Source organism: Streptomyces bullii (assembly GCF_042657145.1).
Taxonomy (GTDB): Bacteria; Actinomycetota; Actinomycetes; order Streptomycetales; family Streptomycetaceae; genus Streptomyces; species Streptomyces bullii.
Window position 1 is genome coordinate 330,985 of the sequence record NZ_JBHSNY010000005.1, and the last position, 21,549, is coordinate 352,533.

Here is a 21,549-nt window from a genome sequence, read left to right on the forward strand (position 1 = left end):
GGCACAGTATCGCCCGGGAGCTCTCCAGACTTAGCTCTTAGGCGCCCCGCGCCTTTTCGGCGGTGAGACCGAGGTGGGTCAGGGTCGCGCGGACGGCCGGTACGTCCTGGTCGAGCCAGTCGACGTCCCAGATCTCGGCGGGGGTGAGCCAGCGCAGCCGGTCGTGGTCCTCAAGGGGCTCGGGGGCGGCGGAGCCGGGACGCAGCCGGGCGGTCCACACGTGCAGCACGTACGGCGCCTTCAGGGGCCACTCCCCCGGGACGCGCTCACCGGGCTCGGCGTCGACACCGAGTTCCTCACGCAGTTCCCTTACGAGGGCCGCGTCGGCCCTCTCCCCCGCCTCGACCTTGCCGCCGGGCAGCTCCCAGCGGCCGGCCAGCTCGACGGGCGCGCTGCGGCGAGCGGCGAGCAACCGCCCTCCGTCCACCAGGGCGGCCCCCACGACCACGATCCGTTCCACCACACGGGGAGCCTACGCGAGACCGACCGCGCCCCCTCCACCCTCACCCACGACGTGACCGGCCGAGCGTCGCACACCCCGTTCGAAGCCGACCGTCTCAGTCGACGTCCGCCCCGCCCTTCTGTCCCAGCCTCTCGACCCAGTACAGCTGTTTGTGGCCGCGGGCGTCGAGGCTGTCCGCGATCTTCTGGGCCTCCGCGCGGGTCGCGTACCTGCCGACGCGGTAGCGATTGCCGTTGTCGTCCTGCCGGATCACGAGCCAGGGAAGAGTGACCGTGCCGTCGTTCATCGCGCCCCTCCGCTTCCCGCCCGCGGCCTGCACCGCGCCCCGCCCTCTAAGGAAACCGCAATCCGCATATGCCCGAGCCTACGCCTTACCTTCACGGAGCGAATACGGCTTTTCACAAAGAGGTACGCAACCGGCCAGTACGCAGGGGGCGCACGGCGTCGGACACGCCACCCGCCCCTGTCGACGCATCCGGTCAGGGGTAGGGCGCGCACCCGGGCGCACCTCTGGAGCGACCTGCGAGAACGGCCAGATTGCTACGGCGCCGGGACGGACGCCGAGGACCGCACGCCTGGGGGCGGCGGCGCACGAGGGGCGTGCGGGAGGCGTGCGAAGAGGTGTTCGCTACTTGACCGGCAGGTGGTAGGCGACCCGGTAGCGGTCGGCCGGGATCACCACGTCGGCCGTCTCGACCGGGCGGCCGGAGGCGTAGAACGTGCGCTGGATGACCAGCACGACGTGCCCGGGGACGCCGCCGAGCAGGAGCAGTTCCTCGGCGAGGCCGGGGCGGGCGCCGACCTCCTCGGTGACGTTGTCGACGATCACGTCGATGGCGCGCATCCGCTCCACGACGCCCATGCCGCCGAGCGGGCCCTCCTCCGGCAGCATCACCGGGGTGCGGCCGGTCACGGCCAGCGGCTCCCAGGAGGTGGAGAGCATCATCGGCTCGCCGCCCTCCCGGTAGAGGTACTTGGTCCGCATCACACGGTCGCCGGGCTCGATGGCGAGCCGCTCGGCGATCGCCCCGCCGGCCTCGGCCTGCTCGCTGCTGGACTCCCAGGTGCCGCGCACCTCGCCGTCGGCCTGCTCCTGACGGAAGGGGGTGGCCCCGCCGCTCGGGCGGTAGCCGGAGCGGGCGATCCGCCGGGGAACGGGCCGCTCGCGCACATAGGTGCCCGAACCGGAGCGGCCCTCCACCAGCCCCTCCGCCATGAGCACCTTGCGCGCCTCCAGGGCGACCGTGTCGGAGACGCCGTACTCCTCGCGGATCCGGGCCTGGGAGGGGAGGCGGGTGTGCGGTGGCAGCGAACCGTCGACGATCTTCTTGCGGAGATCACCCGCGACGCGCAGGTACGCCGGCTGCTCACCGAATGTCACTGGCCGCTCCCATCAGGTTGTACAGACAGCAACAGCGTGGCAACCGAAGGTTGTGACAGGCAAGCAAAGGCCAGAGAATCACTCGATGTGATGACATGTGCCGTCGGAGGGCTTACGCAGGCACTTTCTCCCCGCTATGGCCGTCGTCACACCTCGGCGCCCGGCTCTTCGCCCTCACTGCCGCTGTCGTCCTCGTACGCCGGCGGAGTCGTAGCCAGACCGAGAGCCTTGCGCGCGGTGACGGTCGTCGGGCCGTCGACGTCCTCGTACCCCCGGTCGTAGTGCTCGAAGTAGGTGTCGACGTCGTCGGCCCCGGCCGCCTTCGCCCAGGCCTCGCGCGCCTCCTCCATGTCCTTCACGAGATCGGCGACGGGCCGCTTCGCTCCGGCCGGCCAGGAGTGTCCGCGCAGTGCCTCGATCTGTGCGCCGAGCACGCCGTGCACCCGCTGCGCCCAGGCCGTGGCAGCCGCCAGGTCGTCCTCGGGATGCTCCTCCGGCTCCTCGTACAGCACCGCGTCGACGGCGCCGGTCGCCTTGAGGAAGGCCACCTGGTCCGTGTCGAGCGTGGTCGCGTCGCTGCGCAGCGAGCCCTTCAGACCGCCCTTGCCGTCCGTGCTGCCGAACAGGCAGGTGATCTCACGGTCGCCCAGGCGCCAGCTGTCCCGGGACGGCACGAGGTAGTACACGTCCACGTTCTCCGGCAGGGCCCAGGTGTCCATGGCGTAGCGGTCCTGGAGCGTGTAGCACCGGTCGTCGGCCAGGTCCGTCACCTTGGCGTCCCCCGGGAAGGAGCCGCCCGGCAGTTCGATCACGGCGAAGACCTCGCCGTCGTGCTCACGGGCACAGGGCACCTCGTCGACGTCGTAGGCGTCGCCCTCCAGGGAACCGCCCGGCGCGTCGAAGCAGTCGCCCTTGGCGAGGGCGTAGGCGGTGCCCTCGCCGGTCGCGCTGTCCTTGATGCCCTGCCAGGCGTCGGCGACGACACCGGTGGACAGCGACACCACCCACAGGACGAGCCCGACGGTGGACAGCGCGGCACCGGCGACCGCCATGCCCCTGCCGCGCTCGCCCCGGCGCTTGATCTGCCAGAGCGCGACGAGGCCCAGGACGAGTCCCACGGCGGGCAGGAAGCAGAGGATGCCGAGCACGAGCGCGGCGATGGCGACGCCGTTGAGACCGGGCTGGGCACCGTACGGTCCGTATCCGTAGGGGCCGTACGGGCCGTTGCCCTGGCTCCAGGGCTGGGGGTGCTGCCCTTGCGGCTGGTGGGGCCCGGGGGCCGGGGGTATCGACACGGGTACCGTGCTCCTGAGGCGGGCGCTGGCGCTGGGCGGACGGACGACTGGGCGCATCGTAAGCGCGCCGGGGAGCGTGGGTGGTACGCGGGTGACGAATGCGGCGATCCAGGCGGTGAACGGCCTGACCGCGCGCTGGGCGTCGCAGGTGTCCGCGAGCACGGTGGTCTCGGCGGCCGGGGCCCGGCCCCTGCTGGGCTTCCTGGCCGACGGGGCCGGGGGCGAGGGACGGGCCGAACTGGCGGCCGTTCTCGGGGTGCCGGTGCGTCAGGCCGCTTACGGGGCACGGGAGTCGACCGCCGCGCTGGAGGAGGTGGACGGAGCTGTTCGGCCTGTCCACGGCCGCCGGCGGAAGTGCGCCGGGGCGCACTTCCCCGGCATCGGCGCGGCACCGCTCGCCCTGCGCGCCGGGCGGCAGGCGGCAGGCGGCGACGGCGGCGTTCAGCGCGGAGGGGCTCCCGGCGGCCGCCGTGACGGCCAAGGAGGTGATGGGGCTGGGCGGGCCAGGAGCAGCCGGAACCGGCGTACGAGACGACCGTGACGTACGCCGTCTTCGACCGGCCGTTCGGCTTGCTCGCCGTGCACCGCGCAATGCGCCTCGTCCTCGCGGCGGGCCGGGTCACCGAACCCGAGCCCCTCCGCGAGGACGAGTACGACCGGCCGGCGGACTGCCCGCCGGTCACCGGGTGAGCGTCAGAACTGCAGCGCCCAGGCGTCGATGCGTCCGGTGTCCAGCCGCGCGTTGTCGCTGACCCGCAGCTTCCACGTGCCGTTCGCGACCTCGGAGGAGGCGTTCACGGTGTACGTGGTGTCGATGTTGTCCGCGCTGCCGCCGGTGCCGTACGCCTTCAGCGTGTACGCCGTGCCGTCGGGGGCGACCAGCTGGACCTGGAGGTCACCGATGTACGTGTGGACGATGTGCACCTCGACGGCCAGGGCCGAGGGCGCGTTGCCGGTGACGCCGGAGACGGTCACCGGGGACTCGGCGGTGGAGTTGTCGGCGATCGCGTAGTCCGCGGTGTTCTCGAAGCGCGGGCCGGGCGGGGTGGTCGTACCGCCGCCGACGTACAGGAGCCGGTTGGGCGAGCCGGTGCCCGGGTTGGTGACGACGCCGCTGGTGGCGGCGGTGGTCAGCGCGCTGGAGACCTGGGCGGGGGTGGCCGTGGGGTTGTCGGCCAGGTACAGCGCGGCGGCTCCGGCGACGTGCGGGGTCGCCATCGACGTGCCGGAGATGGTGTTGGTGGCCGTGTCGCTGGTGCTCCACGCCGAGGTGATGGAGGAGCCCGGCGCGAACAGGTCCAGCACCGAGCCGTAGTTGGAGTAGCTGGCGCGGGCGTCGCTGGACGTCGTCGCACCGACCGTGATCGCCTCGGTGACACGGGCCGGGGACCGGGTGGAGGCGTTGGTGGACTCGTTGCCGGCCGCGACGGCGAAGGTGACGCCGGAGGCTATGGCGTTGCGGACGGCGGTGTCGATGGCCGTGTCCGCGCCGCCGCCGAGGGACATGTTGGCGACGGCCGGCTTGACGGCGTTGCGGGCGACCCAGTCGATGCCGGCGACGACCTGGGCGGTGGTGCCCTGGCCGGAGTTGTTCAGCACGCGGACGCCGACGACCTTCGCCTTCTTGGCCACGCCGTAGGCGCCGCCGGCGACCGTGCCGGCGACGTGCGTGCCGTGGCCGTGGCCGTCCTGGGCGGTGTTGTCGTTGTCGACGGCGTCGTAGCCGTAGGAGGCGCGCCCGCCGAAGTCGCTGTGCGTGATGCGGACCCCGGTGTCGATGACGTAGGCCGTCACGCCCTGACCGGCCGAGTCCGGGTACGTGTAGGAGCTGTTGAGCGGGAGGTTCTTCTGGTCGATGCGGTCCAGGCCCCAGGAGGGCGGGCTGGGCTGGGTCGCGGTGATGCGGAAGGTCCGGTCCTGGACGACGGAGGCGACGGCCGGGTCGGCGGCGAGACGTTCCGCCTCGCTCTCGGAGGCCTCGACGGCATATCCGTTGAGGGCCTTGGTGTACGTCCGCTCGATGTCGGCGCCGTACTTCTTCGCCAGGGCCCGGCCCTCGGCGGATCCGGCCTTCGTCCCCTTGAGGGTGACGATGTAGCTGTCGGCGACGGCGTTCGCGGCGCCCTCGTACTGGATCCGGCCTTCGGGTGCCGCCGGTGCGGCGCCCGCGGGGAGGGCGGAGACGAGGCCCGCGACGAGTGCCGCGGTGGTCGCCGCGCCGAGCGCGGCCAGTCTTCGCCGGGTCGTCGGCCGGGGATGACGCATCACTGCCATCTGAGGGGTCCTCCTCGATCGGTGGTGCACGTGTGGGGTTGGTGCACGACCACCGGTAGCCGCACCGACACCTAAGACATGGTCATGTCAATCCGGCGCCGAGTCGACTCCTGTGCGTCAGCGAAAGATTGAGGCCTCCACAGGAATTGCACAAGGGCCCTGCACCGACGCGCAGGGCCCTCGCACCGGCCGTCAGTCGTCGAACGCCGTGGCCCGGGTCCGCTTCTCCCAGGCCAGGACCTCGTCGCGGACCTGGTCGAGGTGGCCGAGGACCGCGCTCACGCCGTCGTCGCCGAGCGGCAGTCGCAGCGGGGTGTGCTCCGCCTCCAGCGCGGCCCGGATCACGGCCGCGGCCTTCGCCGGGTCGCCGGGCTGACTGCCGTCGCCGCCGGCGACGAACCCGCGCGTCTCGCTAGCCTTGGGAGACAGACCGCTGTCCGCGCTGGCACCGGCCCGGCCCGTCCCGAACAGCCCGGTGCGGAACGCCCCCGGCTCCACGATCAGCACCTTGACGCCGAGGTCCCGCACCTCGTCCGCGAGCGCCTCGGACATGCCCTCCAGCGCGAAACCGCCCCGCGCGCCGCACTCACGCGTGTGCGTCCGCCCCGGCGTCCGTCACCCCCAGCCGTGCCTGCTCCTCCTCCACGATGCGCCGGGCCAGCGCGACGTCCGAGACGTCGACGGCGTCCGGCGTCGACTCGGCGACCGCGCTGCGCCGCGCGTAGGCGTCGAACAGCCGTTTCTTGTTCTCCAGCATCCGCACCATGCGCTCGTCCACGCCGCCCGCCGCGAGCAGCCGGTGCACCTGGACCGGGCGCACCTGGCCCATGCGGTGGGCGCGGGCCACGGCCTGGTGCTCGATGGTCGGCTTGACCTGCGGTTCGCAGAGGATGACGACGGACGCGGCCTGCATGTTGAGCCCGACCCCGCCGGCCTCGATCTGCGACAGCAGTACCGCGTGGCCGGGCGCGGCGGAGAACTCGTCCACGAGCTGCTGCCGGCGGCCGGGCGGGACACTGCCGGTGATCGGCCCGAAGACCCGCCCGGTGCCGGCGCCGAGCGCGTCCCGTACGACGTCGAGGACGTCGCGGAAGGCGGAGAACACCACCACCTTCAGCCCGCTCTCGGCGGCCTGGCCGACGAGCTCCCGAAGCCGCTCCAGCTTCGCCGACCCCTGCGGTCGCGCGTACGCCGCACGCCGCATCGCCATGAAGTTGCCGGCCCGGACGGCCTCCCGGTACGCCTCCTGGTCCGCGGCGCTCAGCTCCTCCCACTCGTCAGTGTGCTGGAGCAGGGGCAGTTCGGTGAGCACGTCCTGCTGGTTGCGGCGCAGATAGACGGGCGCGACCGCCTTGCGGAACGCCTTGGAACCGGCCACCGAGTCCTGGTCGTCGACCGTGTCGGCGAAGTCCGGCCGGAGCACCCGCACCAGGTTGCGGAACTCCGCGACCCGGTTCTCCATCGGGGTGCCGGTCAGGAACAGCACCCGCTCGCAGCGCTCGGCCCACGCGGCGACCGCTCCGGCCCGCCGGGTGTGCGCATTCTTCACGTAGTGCGCCTCGTCGACGACGAGCATGCCGAGTTCGCCGCCGCCCGGCGTGGGGAAACCGCGCAGCGCGTCGAAGGTGGTGACCGCGACACCGCCCCGGCCCTTCCAGTCGGCGAACGCCTCCTGCCGGTCCGGCCCGTGCAGCGGCATGGCCCGCAGGGTGCTGCGCGACTCGATCTCCCGGGTCCAGTTGATCAGCACGCTCGCCGGGCACACCACCAGGAAGTGGCTCTGCCCCTCGGCGGCGAGGTGCGCGATCGCGGCGATGGCCTGCACGGTCTTGCCGAGCCCCATCTCGTCGCCGAGCAGGACCCGGCGCTGGGCGAGGGCGAAGCGGGCACCGAACGCCTGGTAGCCGCGCAGCGAGACCCGGCAGTGCGCGTCGTCCAGCCGCTGCTCCCGCACCTGCCCGGCCACCTCGTCGGGCAGATGGCCCTCGGCCGCCGCGGTGTCCGGTCCGCGACCGGAGATCTCCGCCAGCAGGCCGTAGTACTCGGCCGAACGCAGCTCGTAGTCGACCCAGGCGGCGAGCTCGCTCTCGGGGCGGCGCAGCAGGTCGACGGAGGCCTGCGCGAACTGCTCGGGCACGGCGTCCCGTTCGGCCTCCTCGGTCAGCCGCCGCAGCTCGGCGAGGGCCGCCAGCGCCCGCTCCCGCCCCTCGCGTCCGGCGAGCAGCATCCGCCAACGCCCCACGGCGGGCCGGGCGTCGGCCAGCAACGGCCCGAGCCGCGCCGCCAGCGCCGCCCCCGCCTCGGCCGCGCGCCGTGCCCCGGGACCGGCCTCGACCAGCACGTGCAGGGCTTCCACCAGCGCGGTGATCCGCGGCTCGCCGCGGTCCCGGTCCACGTCGATGCGTACGGCGACGGACTCGCGGACCGCGTCCGCGATCTGCCGGGCCGCCGCGACCGCCTGGTCCGCGGTGCGCTGCCCGACCCCGGGCGTCTGCCGGAGCCGGTAGGTCCCGGCGTCCAGCACGTCCTGGACGGTCCGGAAACCGCCCTTCTCCAGCCCCGCGAACCGCAGTCGTCCCTCGGTGACGTCCCGCAGCCGCGCGACGGGAATGCCCGTCAGCTCCCGCTCGGCCAGCCCGTCGTGAATCGGCCGCAAGGCCTCCCGTACGGCACCGACAGCCCGCGCGTGGTCCTCGGCGACCCGCGCCGCAGCCTCGGCCAGCCGCACCCCCCGCCCGGCCACCTCACGCTCGGCACGCCCCATCCCGCCCCGCCTTCCTCCCCATGCTCAGCACATGGTGCCACTGCGGAACGGGGAGCCGGCCGCGGGCAACGGCCGGGGAGGGAAGGGGCAGGGTCCTGGTCCTGGCCCGCGCAGGGAGACGCAGGGCACCGAGCCGACCCGTCGACGTCGCCGAAGGGGTCGGACTCCCCAGCGTCCGACCCCTTCTGACCTGCATGGTTGCCCGGTCAGCGACCTGGCGTCGTGTCATCCGCTCACACGTTGAAGCGGAACTCCACCACGTCCCCGTCCTGCATCACGTAGTCCTTGCCCTCCATGCGGGCCTTGCCCTTGGCGCGGGCCTCCGCGACCGAGCCCGCTGCCACCAGGTCGTCGAAGGAGATGACCTCGGCCTTGATGAAGCCCTTCTGGAAGTCGGTGTGGATGACACCGGCGGCCTCGGGGGCGGTGGCGCCCTTCTTGATGGTCCAGGCGCGGGACTCCTTGGGGCCCGCGGTGAGGTACGTCTGCAGGCCGAGGGTGTCGAAGCCGACCCGGGCGAGGGTGGCGAGGCCGGGCTCGTGCTGGCCCACGGACTCCAGCAGCTCCAGGGCCTCCTCGTCGGAGAGCTCCGCGAGGTCCGCCTCCAGCTTGGCGTTGAGGAAGATCGCCTCGGCGGGGGCGACCAGCGCGCGCTGGTCGTTCTTGAAGTCCTCGTCGACCAGCTCGTCCTCGTCGACGTTGAAGACGTAGAGGAACGGCTTCGTCGTCAGCAGGTGCAGGTCGTGCAGCAGCTCGGCGCGCTCGCTGCCCTGGACGATGCCGTGCGCGAAGAGCGTGTCGCCCTTCTCCAGGATCTCCTTGGCCTCCTCGACGGCCTTGACCTTCGGCGCCACGTCCTTCTTGATCCGCGACTCCTTCTGGAGGCGCGGCAGGACCTTCTCGATCGTCTGGAGGTCCGCCAGGATCAGCTCGGTGTTGATCGTCTCGATGTCGTCCTTGGGCGAGACCTTGCCGTCGACGTGCACGACGTTCTCGTCCTTGAACGCGCGGATGACCTGGCAGATCGCGTCGGACTCACGGATGTTCGCGAGGAACTTGTTGCCCAGTCCCTCGCCCTCGGACGCGCCGCGCACGATGCCCGCGATGTCGACGAAGTCGACCGTCGCCGGAAGGATCCGCTCCGACTTGAAGATCTCGGCCAGCTTGGCCAGCCGGGCGTCGGGCACGCCCACGACGCCGACGTTCGGCTCGATGGTGGCGAACGGGTAGTTGGCCGCCAGCACGTCGTTCTTGGTCAGGGCGTTGAACAGGGTCGACTTGCCGACATTCGGCAGACCGACGATTCCGATCGTGAGCGACACGTTGCGACTTCCCGTACATGAGGATGAGGACTGGAGGGTGGGGCCTGGCCGACGGGGCTGCGTGGGCCGATCCACCAGTCTACGGCGTGCCCGGCCCCGGCCCGCCGACGTGTCGAACACCTGACCAAGCCCACCAAGCTCGCCTCTCCGGCGTGTCAGACGGGCTATTCGGCACATAAACCGACCTAAGTTGGTCCAATGGAGCAACACAGGACGCGACCCGCGCAGCACGAACCGCGACAGGACAGGCCGAGGCCGCCGCTGCCCTCGCAGACGGGACGGGCGGCACGGGACGGCTCGGCGGGCCCCGCGCGGTCGCCCGGCACGGCGGCACGGGTCGGGGCGCAGCGCCCCCCGGCCGCGGCACGGCGGCCCCCGGCGGCGGTACGTCGGCCACCGGCGGGGGTACGGCGCCCTCCGGCGCTGCGGCGGATGCCGAACCCGCGGTTGACGGGTCTGGGCGGAGGGCTGTTCTGCGCGGCGGCGATGTTCCTGCTCGGCTGCCTCGACGCGCTGCTGTTCGGGGCGTCCCTGCCGGTGTACGGCGTGCTGTTCCTGCCCGTGTGCGCGCTGACCGCGCTGTGGATGCGCAGGGCGGATCTGCTGACCGCGCCCGTCGTGGTGCCGATCGCCTTCGCCGCGGGACTGGTACCGGTCGCCGACGGCAACGCGGGGAGCGGGAGCCGCCTGATGGGCCTCGTCACCGCTCTGGCCACGCAAGCGGTATGGCTCTACGGCGGCACCCTGATCACGGGCCTGATCGTGCTGGTCCGCAGAATCCGCCTGCACAGCCGCGGCAGGCCCTCCGGCCGCACCGCCCCCTGACCCCACTGCTCCCCGCCAGCCCCTCCGCCGGCGCGGGAGTCGGTACAGGGTCGGTGCGGGAGCCGCCGCCCCGCCGGTGCGGGAGTCCATGCTCCGCCCGTGGACATCAGCGCCCCCGCCGGTGATGGGGTCAGCGCCCCGCCCGTGGGGAGCAGCGCCCCGCCGGGAGTCGTCTCCGCCCGTGGGAGCAGCACCTTGCAGGTGCTGAGACCAGCGCCCCGCCGGTTCGCGAGCCAGCGCCCCGCCCATGGCGATCAGCCCCGCCGGCGTCGCAGTCAATGCTCCGCCCGTGGGCATCACCGCCCCGCCGGTGCGGGCATCAGCACCCCGCCCGTGGCGATCAGCGCTCCGCCCGTTGCGGCGCTCAGCGCTCCGCGGCGGCCCGCATCGCCGCACCGACGATCCCCGCGTTGTTCTGCAGCTGCGCCGGGACGATCTCCGCCTTCACACCCTGGATGAGCGGCAGGAACTTGTGGGCCTTGCGGCTGACACCGCCGCCGATGATGAACAGCTCCGGCGAGAAGAGCATCTCGACGTGGGCGAGGTACTTGCGCACCCGGCGCGCCCAGTGCTCCCACGTCAGGTCGTTGTCCTCGCGGGCCTTGCTGGAGGCACGCTTCTCCGCGTCGTGGCCGTCCAGCTCCAGGTGGCCCAGCTCCGTGTTGGGGACGAGGACGCCGTCGACGAACAGGGCGCTGCCGATGCCCGTGCCGAAGGTCAGCAGGATGACCGTGCCCTTGCGGCCCCGGCCGGCGCCGAAGCTCATCTCGGCGACACCCGCCGCGTCCGCGTCGTTGACCACCGTCACCGGCAGTCCGCCCAGCCGCTCGCCGAGCAGCACGCGCGCGTCGGTGTCGATCCAGCTCTTGTCGACGTTGGCCGCCGTACGGATCGTGGCGCCGCCGGTGACCACGCCGGGGAACGTGATGCCGACCGGCCCGCTCCAGCCGAAGTGGTCGACGACCTGCCGGACGCCGTCGGCCACCCCGTCGGGCGTGGCCGGGATCGGGGTGAGCACCTTGAACCGCTCCGCCGCCAGGTCGCCCTGCTCCAGGTCCACCGGGGCGCCCTTGATCCCGGATCCGCCGATGTCCACGCCGAAGATCTGCATGGCCCTACGTTACGACGTACGACTGACCGTCACGCCCGGGGTCCGCTCACTCCCCGGAATCCTCACCGGTTCCGGCGCCGCCGCGCTCGGCCACCAGCGCTGCCGCCTCCTCGCGCAGGTCGCGGCGGAGTTCCTTGGGCAGGGAGAAGGTGATGGACTCCTCGGCCGCCTTGACGAGCTCCACGTCCTCGAAGCCGCGCTGGGCGAGCCACTCCAGGACCTCCTCGACCAGCACGTCCGGCACGGAGGCACCGGAGGTGACACCGACCGTGGAGACGCCCTCCAGCCAGGCCTCGTCGATCTCGTGGGCGAAGTCCACCAGGTACGACTCGCGCGCGCCGGCCAGCTTGGCGACCTCGACGAGCCGCTTGGAGTTGGAGGAGTTGCGAGAGCCGACGACGATCACCAGGTCGGACTCGGCACCCATCTGCTTCACGGCCAGCTGACGGTTCTGCGTGGCGTAGCAGATGTCGTCGCTGGGCGGGGAGATCAGCTGCGGGAACTTCTCCTTCAGCGCGTCGACGGTCTCCATGGTCTCGTCGACCGACAGCGTGGTCTGCGACAGCCACACGACCTTCGACGGGTCGCGGACCTCGACCTTCTCGACATCGCCCGGTCCGTCGACGAGCTGGATGTGGTCGGGGGCCTCGCCGGAGGTGCCGATGACCTCCTCGTGGCCCTCGTGCCCGATCAGGAGGATGTCGTAGTCCTCGTTGGCGAACCGGACCGCCTCCTTGTGGACCTTGGTGACCAGCGGGCAGGTGGCGTCGATGGTGGCGAGCCGGCCGCGCCGGGCCTCCTCGTGGACGACGGGCGCCACGCCGTGCGCCGAGAACATGACGATGTTGCCCGGCGGCACCTCCTCCGTGCGCTCGACGAAGACGGCGCCCTTCCTCTCCAGGGTCTGCACGACGTACTTGTTGTGGACGATCTCGTGCCGGACGTAGACGGGAGCCCCGTACTGCTCCAGGGCTTTCTCGACGGCGATCACGGCGCGGTCCACACCCGCGCAGTAGCCCCGGGGGGCGGCGAGCAGGACACGGCGGCCAGACGAAGCGGTCATGCGTCCCATCGTAAGGCCGCCTCCGGGGGCCCGAAGATCGCGTCCGCGCGCGGTCACAGGCCCTTCACCTCGTCCGGCTTCGCGCCGTGGTGTCGGTGCCGGCCGTTACCCTCGCGGCATGGCTGTGAACACGTCTCCCGAGTCCCCCCTGCCCGTCGGTGAGGTGTCGCGGCTGATCGGGGGGTGGATCGACCGGCTCGGCGCGGTGTGGGTCGAGGGGCAGATCACGCAGCTGTCGCGGCGGCCGGGGGCCGGGGTCGTGTTCCTCACCCTGCGGGACCCGTCGTACGACATCTCCGTGAGCGTCACCTGCTACCGGCAGGTCTTCGACGCCGTCGCCGACGTCGTCGGCGAGGGTGCCCGGGTCGTCGTCCTCGCCAAGCCCGAGTGGTACGCCCCGCGCGGTCAGCTGTCGCTGCGGGCCGCGGAGATACGGCCCGTGGGGGTCGGGGAACTGCTCGCACGGCTGGAGCAGCTGAAGAAGTCGCTGGCCAGGGAGGGGTTGTTCGCCCCGGAGCGCAAGAAGCCGCTGCCTTTCCTGCCGCAGCTCGTGGGGCTGGTGTGCGGCCGGGCCTCCGCCGCCGAGCGGGACGTCCTGGAGAACGCCCGGCACCGCTGGCCCGCCGTCCGCTTCGAGGTGCGCAACGTCGCGGTGCAGGGTGTGCACGCCGTGCCGCAGGTCGTGCAGGCCGTCAAGGAGCTCGACGCGCTCGACGCCGTGGACGTGATCATCGTGGCGCGGGGCGGCGGGAGCGTGGAGGATCTCCTGCCGTTCTCCGACGAGCAGCTGATCCGGGTGGTCGCGGCCTGTCGTACGCCCGTGGTGTCCGCCATCGGGCACGAGCCCGACAACCCGCTGCTGGACTACGTGGCCGATCTGCGGGCTTCGACCCCGACCGACGCCGCCAAGAAGGTCGTGCCGGACGTGGGCGAGGAGTACGAGCGGGTGCGGCTGCTGAGGGACCGGGCGCGGCGGTGCGTCCAGGCGCTGATCGAGCGGGAGGAGCGCGGGCTGGCCCACGCGCTGGCCCGGCCCTCGATAGAGGATCCGCACCGGATGATCGACGTGCGGGCCGAGGAGGTGACGGCCCTGTTGGAGAGGGGCCGGCGCTGTCTGCGGCACCAGCTCGACCGGGCCGACTCCGAGCTGACCCACACGCACGCGCGCGTGGTGGCCCTCTCCCCCGCCGCGACGCTGAAGCGCGGCTACGCCGTGCTGCAGCGCTCCGACGGGCACGCGGTCCGCGCCCCGGACGAGGTGGAGCCCGGGGAGACGCTGCGGGCGCGGGTCTCCGAGGGTGAGTTCTCCGTACGAGTGGACACATAGGGTGGGTGGATGACCAGCGAGGTTGAGCAGACGCCGGGCGTGAGCGAGGCGCTCGGGTACGAGCAGGCACGGGACGAGCTGATCGAGGTCGTACGACGGCTGGAGGCGGGCGGTACGACGCTGGAGGAGTCCCTGGCGCTGTGGGAGCGGGGCGAGGAGCTGGCCAAGGTCTGCCGGCGCTGGCTGGACGGGGCACGGGCCCGGCTGGACGCGGCCCTCGCCGAGGAGGCGGAGGCGGAGCAGGCCGGGGACGCCGAGTAGCCGAGGGCGGCACCGCTGTGAAGCGGATCACCACGCCCCCTATTTGGTTGAACGTTGAACTTCTATCGCGTACGGTCGATGCCGCCAGCCGATCTTCGGACCGACGTCGCGAGAAAGTTCACCCATGTCCCTCGTTCTTGACCCCGCCACCCAGGACCTGCTCTTCCGCGAGGCCCGCACCGCGAACACCTTCACCGACGAACCGGTGACCGACGAGCAGGTGCAGGCGATCTACGACCTGGTCAAGTACGGCCCGACCGCGTTCAACCAGACCCCGCTGCGCATCACCCTGGTCCGCTCCCCCGAGGCCCGTGAGCGCCTGGTCCGGCACATGGCCGAGGGCAACCAGGCCAAGACGGCCGCCGCTCCGCTGGTCGCGATCCTCTCCGCGGACATCGAGTTCCACGAGGAGCTGCCGCACCTCTTCCCGGCCTTCCCGCAGGCCAAGGACGTCTTCTTCGCCGAGCGCCCGGCGCGCGAGAACGCCGCCGCGTTCAACGCCGCCCTGCAGGCCGCCTACTTCATCGTCGGCGTCCGCGCCGCCGGCCTGGCCGCCGGCCCGATGACCGGCTTCGACTTCGAGGGCGTCCGCAAGGAGTTCCTGGACGACGACCACACCCCGCTGATGGTCGTCAACATCGGCCGGCCGGGCCCGGACGCCTGGTACCCGCGCTCGCCGCGCCTGGCCTACGACCAGGTCGTCACGACCGTCTGAGCCACGCGAGCAGCACAGGCGAGAGACCCGAAGGCCCCCGGCACACCGCCGGGGGTCTTCGCGTACGGACCACCGCGGACGGCGCTCACTCCATGCGCAGCGCCTCGGCCATCCTCGTCAGCTCCGCGAACGACGCCGAGCCGGTCACGACCGTCGTCGAGCCCTCGGTGTCCTGGAGGACCAGCGCGTCGTACCGGCCGCCCTCGTACCGCTTCCACGTCCGGCCGTCGATCTTCTGGGTGACGTCGGTCTCCTCGGCGCCCTGGCTCGCCTCGTCGATGAACACGGCGGGCTTCTCGGTGGACTGCTCGATGCCCACGTACTGCCCCTCGGGGCTGTGGAAGCCGAGGTGCCAGGAGTCGGAGTCGTCACCCCGGTAGCGGACGGAGGTCGCCTTCCAGCTCTGCGGCAGGCCCTCGGGCGCGGCCACCGGGTACGGCGCGGCACGACGCGCGGTGAGCAGCTCGACGCGGTAGTCGACCCGCTTGAGCTCGGGCTCACTGTCGTCGTGCGGGATGAAGAGGTAGATGACGAGCCCCACCAGGACGATGACCCCCAGGGAGAGGATCATGTCCCGTGCCGTCTTCTGCTTGCCGTTCGTGCCTGCCACGCCCCCTATCGTCGCAGGTCTGCCGAGTGCTCATCCGTGGGGGCCCCTGCTCATTTTGTCTGCCTAACGATAGAGTCGGCCCATCACCCTCATCCGGCCGTCGTCGTACAGAAAGGTGCGCTCCGATGACCGAGCATCATCACTTGCCGTCCGAACTGGATGTGCCCTCCGAGGCCCCCGACCGCAACCTCGCCCTGGAACTGGTCCGGGTGACGGAGGCAGCGGCGATGGCCGCGGGCCGCTGGGTGGGGCGCGGGGACAAGAACGGCGCCGACGGTGCCGCGGTGCGCGCCATGCGGACCCTCGTCTCGACCGTCTCCATGAACGGCGTCGTCGTCATCGGGGAGGGCGAGAAGGACGAGGCCCCGATGCTGTTCAACGGGGAGCGCGTCGGCGACGGGACCGGGCCCGAGTGCGACATCGCCGTCGACCCGATCGACGGCACGACACTGACCGCCAAGGGCATGACGAACGCGATCGCGGTGCTGGCCGCCGCCGAGCGGGGCTCCATGTTCGACCCGTCGGCCGTGTTCTACATGGACAAGCTGGTCACCGGGCCCGAGGCGGCCGACTTCGTCGACATCAACGCGCCGGTGTCCGTGAACATCCGCCGGGTCGCCAAGGCCAAGCGGTCCACGCCCGAGGACGTCACCGTCGTCATCCTCGACCGGCCCCGGCACGAGGGCATCATCAAGGAGATCCGGGAGACCGGCGCGCGGATCAAGCTGATCTCCGACGGCGATGTGGCCGGATCGATCCTGGCGCTGCGCGAGAGCACCGGCGTCGACCTGCTGCTCGGCATCGGCGGCACCCCCGAGGGCATCATCTCGGCCTGCGCCGTGAAGTGCCTGGGCGGCACCATCCAGGGCAAGCTGTGGCCGAAGGACGACGAGGAGCGCCGGCGGGCGATCGACGCCGGGCACGACCTCGACCGCGTGCTGACCACGGACGACCTGGTCTCCGGCGAGAACGTCTTCTTCGTGGCCACCGGCATCACCGACGGCGAACTGCTGCGCGGCGTGCGCTACCGCTCCGAGACGGCGACGACCGACTCGATCGTCATGCGCTCGAAGTCGGGGACGGTCCGCCGGATCAACTCCGAGCACCGGCTGAGCAAGCTGCGGGCCTACAGCGCGATCGACTTCGACCGGGCCAAGTAGGGGTCCGCCGGTCGGGCCGGGTTCGCGCGGGCCGTGTTCCAGGGCCCTGATGCGTCGCACGGCCCGCTGACGTCACGAGGGGCGCCCCCGGTGCGGAGGGGGCGCCCCTTGTCCGTACGTGCTAGCCGGCCGCGGCTATGCGGTTCGTCGCGCGGGCCGCCTTCTTCAGTTCCAGGTCGCGGCGGCGGCGCCGGGCCAGGACCACGCGGCGTTCGGCGGCGGTCAGGCCGCCCCAGACGCCGTACGGCTCGGGCTGGAGCAGCGCGTGCTCGCGGCACTCGACCATCACCGGGCAGCGTGCGCAGACCCGCTTGGCGGCCTCCTCGCGGGAGAGCCGGGCGGCGGTGGGTTCCTTGGAGGGTGCGAAGAACAGGCCGGCCTCGTCGCGTCGGCACACCGCCTCGGTGTGCCACGGGGCGTCTTGGTCCCTGTCTCGCGCCGGCACCCGCTGGGCCGGAACGGCGGCTACCTGCAGGGACGAACGCGGCGGTTGCAGCACGGTCTACTCCTGACGACGGCTTCGCGAGCGAGAGACGATGCAGCAAGGCCTACCCGCTGTGCGCGCGCCTATGCACTGAGTTCCCAACCGCTGGATCGCGGGGCGGCGCTACGCGCCGCCGTCACCGGACCGGGCCGCTCCGGATCCGGCCGGCTTCACAACCGTCAACGGTCCGGATGCCTGCGCAAACCGCCGTCGAGCTTGCGCCGCACACGGTCGAGGATGTCCGCCACGACCTTGCCGCGCCTGGGCCGCGCCTCGACGCTGCCCAGGACCGCCCAGCCGTCCACGTAGATCACGGGGGCCTCGGCGTCGTCCGCGTCGCGCGTGTCCACCTCGAAGCTGCCGAACACGCCGCCTCCCATGCCGCGCAGCGACACGTTCTCCGGGACCCGGACCTCGACGCTGCCGAAGACCGAGAACGCCTTGATCACGACCTGCTGGTGGTCGAAGAGCGCCTCGCTGAGGTCGATCTCGACACTTCCGAAGATCGCGTACGCGTGGATACGGCGCCCGGCGCGCCAGCGGCCCCTGCGGACGGCGGCGCTGAAGACCGCGACCACGTTGTCGTCGGGGTCCATCGGTATCGCGCCCGCCGTGGGGCGGTGCGGAGCCGGGGTGTGCGTCGGTGCGGCGCCCTGGCGGTGACCGGCGGGCAGGTCCCGCAGGAAGACCTCCAGTTCGCCGACCGTCTTGGCGTTCAGCACCCCCTCGACCCGCTCGGCGTGCTCGTCGGCGGTCAGACGGCCCTCGGCGAGGGCCTCACGCAGGAGGTCGGCGACACGGTCGCGCTCGGCGTCCGAGGCACGCAGGTCGGTAGCGCGCGGGTCGGTGTGCTTCTGAAGGTCCACGGCAGCAGCGTACCCAAACGCGATAGATCGCGACTAGGGGGCCGGGCCGCCTACTGAGCCTTACCTCACAAGCTCGCCGTCGGGGCCAGGTTCTACGCTGGTGAGCGCCCGCCAACGGAGGCGGGCCGCAGTCCGTCGAGTGAGGAATGGGCGAGATGCCTGAGTTCGCGTACACCGATCTGCTCCCCACGGGAGAGGACACCACCCCGTACCGGCTGGTGACCTCCGAGGGTGTCTCCACGGTCGAGGGGCCGGACGGGCGGACGTTCCTCAAGGTCGAGCCCGAGGCGCTGCGCAAGCTGGCCGAGGAGGCCATCCACGACATCCAGCACTATCTGCGCCCCGCGCACCTCGCCCAGCTGCGCCGCATCATCGACGACCCCGAGGCGTCCTCGAACGACAAGTTCGTCGCCCTGGACCTGCTGAAGAACGCGAACATCGCGGCGGCGGGCGTGCTCCCCATGTGCCAGGACACCGGCACCGCGATCGTCATGGGCAAGCGCGGCCAGAACGTGCTGACGGCGGGCCGCGACGAGGAGGCCCTCTCCCGCGGCATCTACGACGCGTACACCAGGCTCAACCTGCGCTACTCCCAGATGGCCCCGCTGACCATGTGGGAGGAGAAGAACACCGGCTCCAACCTGCCCGCACAGATCGAGCTGTACGCCACGGACGGCGGCGCCTACAAGTTCCTCTTCATGGCCAAGGGCGGCGGCAGCGCGAACAAGAGCTTCCTTTACCAGGAGACGAAGGCCGTCCTGAACGAGTCCTCCATGATGAAGTTCCTGGAGGAGAAGATCCGTTCGCTGGGCACGGCCGCCTGCCCGCCGTACCACCTGGCGATCGTGGTCGGCGGTACGAGCGCGGAATACGCTTTGAAGACGGCGAAGTACGCCTCCGCCCACTACCTGGACGCCCTGCCGACCGAGGGCTCGCCGCTCGGCCACGGCTTCCGGGACAAGGAGCTGGAGGAGAAGGTCTTCGAGCTCACCCAAAAGATCGGCATCGGGGCGCAGTTCGGCGGCAAGTACTTCTGCCACGACGTCCGCGTCGTCCGCCTCCCCCGCCACGGCGCCTCCTGCCCGGTCGCGATCGCGGTGTCCTGCTCGGCCGACCGTCAGGCCCTCGCCAAGATCACGCCCGAGGGCGTCTTCCTGGAGCAGCTGGAGAAGGACCCGGCGCGCTTCCTGCCGGACACGACGGACGAGCACCTGGAGTCGGAGGGCGACGTCGTACGGATCGACCTCAACCAGCCGATGGAGCAGATCCTGGCCGAGCTGACGAAGTACCCGGTGAAGACCAGGCTGTCGCTCACCGGCCCCTTGGTCGTGGCCCGCGACATCGCACACGCCAAGATCAAGGAGCGGCTGGACGCGGGCGAGGAGATGCCGCAGTACCTCAAGGACCACCCCGTGTACTACGCGGGCCCGGCCAAGACCCCCGAGGGCTACGCCTCCGGCTCCTTCGGCCCGACGACGGCCGGCCGCATGGACTCCTACGTGGAGCAGTTCCAGGCGGCGGGCGGCTCGAAGGTGATGCTCGCCAAGGGCAACCGCAGCAAGCAGGTCACGGACGCGTGCGCCGCGCACGGCGGCTTCTACCTCGGCTCGATCGGCGGCCCGGCCGCCCGCCTCGCCCAGGACTGCATCAAGAAGGTCGAGGTCGTCGAGTACGAGGAGCTCGGCATGGAGGCCGTCTGGAAGATCGAGGTCGAGGACTTCCCGGCGTTCATCGTCGTCGACGACAAGGGCAACGACTTCTTCCAGGACCCGGCCCCCCAGCCCACGTTCACGTCGATCCCGGTACGCGGCCCCGGCCTGGCGTAGCCCCCAGCAACGGGCGACCGCCCGCCTCCCGGCCAGGGTCGTATGTCCGCCGACCTGCGAGCCGGCCGGAAGGCGGGTGGTCACGGCCCGTTCACGGCCCGGGCGGCCCGGGGCGGCCTGCGAGCCCGTCAGCCCCGGTCGGCCACATGACAGGCCGTCACCGCCGACTGCCTTGGTCCCGCCCTCCGCAGAAGCGGGCGGCCCGGCGAGCGCCGGGCACCGCGCCGCCCACGGTCCGCCGACACACCATCCATCCCCACGGCGACCACCGCCGCCACCGCACGCCCACCCCCCATCCTGGGAGCGGAAACGGGAACGGGAACAGCGACGGGAATACCCCCCACCCATCCCCGTGCTCTTGATCCCGGAGGTTGACGACGATGACGACCAGCGAAGCAGGCGGCGGCCAGGACTACCGCGTCGAGCACGACTCCATGGGCGAGGTGCGTGTCCCCGCCGAGGCCAAATGGCGTGCCCAGACGCAGCGTGCCGTCGAGAACTTCCCCGTGTCGGGGCAGCGGATCGAGCGGGCCCACATCGAGGCCCTCGCCCGTATCAAGGGCGCCGCCGCCAAGGTCAACGCGGCACTCGGGGTGCTCGACAAGGACATCGCCGAGGCGATCCAGGAGGCGGCTCGGGAGGTCGCCGAGGGGCAGTGGGACGCACACTTCCCCGTCGACGTGTTCCAGACCGGGTCCGGGACCTCGTCCAACATGAACACCAACGAGGTCATCGCCACGCTGGCCAGTGAGCGGCTGGGCCGGCCCGTACACCCCAATGACCACGTCAACGCGTCGCAGTCGTCCAACGACGTCTTCCCGTCCTCCGTCCACATCGCCGCCACCGCCGCCGTCATGCGCGACCTCGTCCCCGCCCTCGACCACCTCGCGGCAGCGCTGGAGCGCAAGGCCGAGGAGTTCGCCGACGTCGTGAAGTCGGGGCGTACGCATCTCATGGACGCCACGCCCGTCACCCTCGGCCAGGAGTTCGGCGGCTACGCGGCCCAGATCCGTTACGGCGTCGAGCGGTTGAACGCCTCCCTGCCCCGGCTCGCCGAACTGCCGCTGGGCGGTACGGCGGTCGGGACCGGGATCAACACCCCGCCCGGCTTCTCCGCCGCCGTCATCGAGGAGGTCGCCCGGGCCACCGGGTTGCCGCTGACCGAGGCCCGCAACCACTTCGAGGCGCAGGGCGCCCGGGACGGGATCGTCGAGACGAGCGGACAGCTCAGGACGATCGCCGTGGGACTCACCAAGATCGCCAACGACCTGCGGTGGATGGCCTCCGGGCCGCGCACCGGCCTCGCCGAGATCAACCTGCCCGACCTGCAGCCGGGATCGTCGATCATGCCCGGCAAGGTCAACCCCGTCATCCCGGAGGCGGTGCTGATGGTGTGCGCGCAGGTCGTCGGGAACGACGCCGCCGTCGCCACCGCCGGTGCGGCCGGGAACTTCGAGCTCAACGTCATGCTGCCCGTCATCGCCAAGAACGTGCTCGAGTCCGTCCGGCTGCTCGCCAACGCCTCCCGGCTGCTCGCCGACCGCACCGTCGACGGCATCACCGCCAACCGCGAACGGGCCCGTGAGTACGCCGAGTCGTCGCCGTCGGTGGTCACGCCGCTCAACAAGTACATCGGGTACGAGGAGGCCGCGAAGGTCGCCAAGAAGGCACTGGCCGAGCGGAAGACGATCCGTCAGGTCGTCGTCGAGAACGGGTACGTCGAGCGCGGCGACCTCACCGAGGAGCAGCTCGACGAGGCGCTCGACGTCCTGCGGATGACGCACCCGTGACCGTTCGGGACC

Annotated in this window: 21 protein-coding genes and 1 pseudogene; 9 read left to right on the top strand and 13 right to left on the bottom strand. The window is 71.8% G+C overall.

Annotation, left to right across the window (positions count from 1 at the left end; translation table 11 throughout):
- Positions 1-37: 37 nt before the first annotated feature.
- The 4 genes from ACFPZJ_RS16170 to ACFPZJ_RS16185 all read right to left on the bottom strand — a co-directional run bounded on the left by ACFPZJ_RS16170 (position 38) and on the right by ACFPZJ_RS16185 (position 3,139).
- Positions 38-463 (bottom strand): (deoxy)nucleoside triphosphate pyrophosphohydrolase, encoded by a 426-nt coding sequence (locus ACFPZJ_RS16170; protein WP_381021742.1) that lies wholly within the window; start codon positions 461-463, stop codon positions 38-40.
- A gap of 94 nt (positions 464-557) precedes the next feature.
- Positions 558-749, bottom strand: a complete 192-nt coding sequence (locus ACFPZJ_RS16175; RefSeq protein WP_381021743.1) for an SPOR domain-containing protein — start codon at positions 747-749, stop codon at positions 558-560.
- Between the two features lie 342 nt (positions 750-1,091).
- Complete coding sequence (locus ACFPZJ_RS16180) at positions 1,092-1,844, bottom strand: GntR family transcriptional regulator (protein ID WP_381021745.1); 753 nt, start codon at positions 1,842-1,844, stop codon at positions 1,092-1,094.
- Positions 1,845-1,990: 146 nt separating this feature from the next.
- The gene (locus tag ACFPZJ_RS16185; RefSeq protein ID WP_381021747.1) at positions 1,991-3,139 is read right to left on the bottom strand and encodes a DUF4190 domain-containing protein; all 1,149 of its coding nucleotides are present in this window, start codon (positions 3,137-3,139) and stop codon (positions 1,991-1,993) included.
- 91 nt (positions 3,140-3,230) lie between these two features.
- On the opposite strand from ACFPZJ_RS16185, the gene ACFPZJ_RS16190 reads away from it, so the two are divergent.
- Positions 3,231-3,680 (top strand): hypothetical protein, encoded by a 450-nt coding sequence (locus ACFPZJ_RS16190; protein ID WP_381021749.1) that lies wholly within the window; start codon positions 3,231-3,233, stop codon positions 3,678-3,680.
- Positions 3,677-3,829 (top strand): hypothetical protein, encoded by a 153-nt coding sequence (locus ACFPZJ_RS16195; protein ID WP_381021751.1) that lies wholly within the window; start codon positions 3,677-3,679, stop codon positions 3,827-3,829. Before ACFPZJ_RS16190 ends, ACFPZJ_RS16195 begins: the two co-directional genes overlap by 4 nt.
- A 3-nt stretch (positions 3,830-3,832) precedes the next feature.
- Here ACFPZJ_RS16195 and ACFPZJ_RS16200 read toward each other — a convergent pair whose 3' ends face one another.
- From ACFPZJ_RS16200 to ychF, 4 genes and pseudogenes are all read right to left on the bottom strand, one after another.
- The gene (locus ACFPZJ_RS16200; RefSeq protein ID WP_381021752.1) at positions 3,833-5,413 is read right to left on the bottom strand and encodes a S8 family peptidase; all 1,581 of its coding nucleotides are present in this window, start codon (positions 5,411-5,413) and stop codon (positions 3,833-3,835) included.
- A 192-nt stretch (positions 5,414-5,605) separates the two neighbouring features.
- Positions 5,606-5,980, bottom strand: a pseudogene (locus ACFPZJ_RS16205) (Rossmann-fold NAD(P)-binding domain-containing protein); the annotation flags it as partial.
- 19 nt (positions 5,981-5,999) lie between these two features.
- Positions 6,000-8,177, bottom strand: coding sequence for a DEAD/DEAH box helicase (locus tag ACFPZJ_RS16210; protein WP_381021754.1), 2,178 nt, complete (start codon positions 8,175-8,177; stop codon positions 6,000-6,002).
- 233 nt (positions 8,178-8,410) lie between these two features.
- A complete protein-coding gene (gene ychF / locus ACFPZJ_RS16215; protein ID WP_381021755.1) occupies positions 8,411-9,499 on the bottom strand; it encodes a redox-regulated ATPase YchF in 1,089 nt (362 codons plus the stop codon).
- A 432-nt stretch (positions 9,500-9,931) separates the two neighbouring features.
- On the opposite strand from ychF, the gene ACFPZJ_RS16220 reads away from it, so the two are divergent.
- Positions 9,932-10,324: a DUF6542 domain-containing protein gene (locus tag ACFPZJ_RS16220; RefSeq protein WP_381021757.1), complete on the top strand. Its 393-nt coding sequence runs from the start codon at positions 9,932-9,934 to the stop codon at positions 10,322-10,324.
- 364 nt (positions 10,325-10,688) lie between these two features.
- On the opposite strand, the gene ppgK is transcribed toward ACFPZJ_RS16220, so the two are convergent.
- Positions 10,689-11,435, bottom strand: a complete 747-nt coding sequence (gene ppgK / locus ACFPZJ_RS16225) for a polyphosphate--glucose phosphotransferase (protein ID WP_381021759.1) — start codon at positions 11,433-11,435, stop codon at positions 10,689-10,691.
- Between the two features lie 46 nt (positions 11,436-11,481).
- Positions 11,482-12,507, bottom strand: coding sequence for a 4-hydroxy-3-methylbut-2-enyl diphosphate reductase (locus tag ACFPZJ_RS16230; RefSeq protein ID WP_381021761.1), 1,026 nt, complete (start codon positions 12,505-12,507; stop codon positions 11,482-11,484).
- Between the two features lie 109 nt (positions 12,508-12,616).
- Between ACFPZJ_RS16230 and xseA the strand changes: the two genes are divergently transcribed.
- The 3 genes from xseA (at position 12,617) to ACFPZJ_RS16245 (ending at position 14,801) form a co-directional block, all read left to right on the top strand.
- The gene (gene xseA, locus ACFPZJ_RS16235) at positions 12,617-13,825 is read left to right on the top strand and encodes an exodeoxyribonuclease VII large subunit (protein WP_381021763.1); all 1,209 of its coding nucleotides are present in this window, start codon (positions 12,617-12,619) and stop codon (positions 13,823-13,825) included.
- Positions 13,826-13,834: 9 nt separating this feature from the next.
- Positions 13,835-14,086 carry an exodeoxyribonuclease VII small subunit gene (locus tag ACFPZJ_RS16240; protein WP_381021764.1) on the top strand — a complete coding sequence of 84 codons (252 nt, stop codon included), beginning with the start codon at positions 13,835-13,837 and terminating at the stop codon, positions 14,084-14,086.
- A 124-nt stretch (positions 14,087-14,210) separates the two neighbouring features.
- The gene (locus ACFPZJ_RS16245; protein WP_381021765.1) at positions 14,211-14,801 is read left to right on the top strand and encodes a malonic semialdehyde reductase; all 591 of its coding nucleotides are present in this window, start codon (positions 14,211-14,213) and stop codon (positions 14,799-14,801) included.
- An 85-nt stretch (positions 14,802-14,886) separates the two neighbouring features.
- Here ACFPZJ_RS16245 and ACFPZJ_RS16250 read toward each other — a convergent pair whose 3' ends face one another.
- Entirely contained in the window at positions 14,887-15,411 is a 525-nt protein-coding gene (locus tag ACFPZJ_RS16250) for a DUF4245 domain-containing protein (protein ID WP_381021767.1), read from the bottom strand.
- Positions 15,412-15,536: 125 nt separating this feature from the next.
- On the opposite strand from ACFPZJ_RS16250, the gene glpX reads away from it, so the two are divergent.
- Complete coding sequence (gene glpX / locus ACFPZJ_RS16255; RefSeq protein ID WP_381021768.1) at positions 15,537-16,571, top strand: class II fructose-bisphosphatase; 1,035 nt, start codon at positions 15,537-15,539, stop codon at positions 16,569-16,571.
- 121 nt (positions 16,572-16,692) lie between these two features.
- Here glpX and ACFPZJ_RS16260 read toward each other — a convergent pair whose 3' ends face one another.
- Together ACFPZJ_RS16260 and ACFPZJ_RS16265 are read right to left on the bottom strand one after the other, a co-directional pair.
- A complete protein-coding gene (locus ACFPZJ_RS16260) occupies positions 16,693-17,070 on the bottom strand; it encodes a WhiB family transcriptional regulator (protein ID WP_381021770.1) in 378 nt (125 codons plus the stop codon).
- Positions 17,071-17,234: 164 nt separating this feature from the next.
- On the bottom strand, positions 17,235-17,921 hold the full coding sequence (locus ACFPZJ_RS16265) for a DUF1707 SHOCT-like domain-containing protein (RefSeq protein ID WP_381021771.1): 687 nt from the start codon (positions 17,919-17,921) through the stop codon (positions 17,235-17,237).
- Between the two features lie 146 nt (positions 17,922-18,067).
- Here ACFPZJ_RS16265 and ACFPZJ_RS16270 point away from each other — a divergent pair, with 146 nt between their 5' ends.
- Both ACFPZJ_RS16270 and ACFPZJ_RS16275 read left to right on the top strand, forming a co-directional pair.
- A complete protein-coding gene (locus ACFPZJ_RS16270) occupies positions 18,068-19,747 on the top strand; it encodes a fumarate hydratase (RefSeq protein ID WP_381021773.1) in 1,680 nt (559 codons plus the stop codon).
- Between the two features lie 380 nt (positions 19,748-20,127).
- Positions 20,128-21,537 (top strand): class II fumarate hydratase, encoded by a 1,410-nt coding sequence (locus ACFPZJ_RS16275; RefSeq protein ID WP_381021774.1) that lies wholly within the window; start codon positions 20,128-20,130, stop codon positions 21,535-21,537.
- The last annotated feature ends 12 nt before the right edge of the window (positions 21,538-21,549 follow it).

What these genes read in the sequence shown, in the direction of transcription:
- ACFPZJ_RS16220 (WP_381021757.1), top strand. Translation starts at nt 9,932, where the DNA reads ATGCCGAACCCGCGGTTGACGGGTCTGGGCGGAGGGCTGTTCTGCGCG.
- ACFPZJ_RS16245 (WP_381021765.1), top strand. Translation starts at nt 14,211, where the DNA reads ATGTCCCTCGTTCTTGACCCCGCCACCCAGGACCTGCTCTTCCGCGAG.
- xseA (WP_381021763.1), top strand. Translation starts at nt 12,617, where the DNA reads ATGGCTGTGAACACGTCTCCCGAGTCCCCCCTGCCCGTCGGTGAGGTG.
- glpX (WP_381021768.1), top strand. Translation starts at nt 15,537, where the DNA reads ATGACCGAGCATCATCACTTGCCGTCCGAACTGGATGTGCCCTCCGAG.
- ACFPZJ_RS16210 (WP_381021754.1), bottom strand. Translation starts at nt 8,177, where the DNA reads ATGGGGCGTGCCGAGCGTGAGGTGGCCGGGCGGGGGGTGCGGCTGGCC.
- ACFPZJ_RS16240 (WP_381021764.1), top strand. Translation starts at nt 13,835, where the DNA reads ATGACCAGCGAGGTTGAGCAGACGCCGGGCGTGAGCGAGGCGCTCGGG.
- ACFPZJ_RS16175 (WP_381021743.1), bottom strand. Translation starts at nt 749, where the DNA reads ATGAACGACGGCACGGTCACTCTTCCCTGGCTCGTGATCCGGCAGGAC.
- ACFPZJ_RS16270 (WP_381021773.1), top strand. Translation starts at nt 18,068, where the DNA reads ATGGGCGAGATGCCTGAGTTCGCGTACACCGATCTGCTCCCCACGGGA.
- ppgK (WP_381021759.1), bottom strand. Translation starts at nt 11,435, where the DNA reads ATGCAGATCTTCGGCGTGGACATCGGCGGATCCGGGATCAAGGGCGCC.
- ACFPZJ_RS16200 (WP_381021752.1), bottom strand. Translation starts at nt 5,413, where the DNA reads ATGGCAGTGATGCGTCATCCCCGGCCGACGACCCGGCGAAGACTGGCC.
- ACFPZJ_RS16230 (WP_381021761.1), bottom strand. Translation starts at nt 12,507, where the DNA reads ATGGGACGCATGACCGCTTCGTCTGGCCGCCGTGTCCTGCTCGCCGCC.
- ACFPZJ_RS16275 (WP_381021774.1), top strand. Translation starts at nt 20,128, where the DNA reads ATGACGACCAGCGAAGCAGGCGGCGGCCAGGACTACCGCGTCGAGCAC.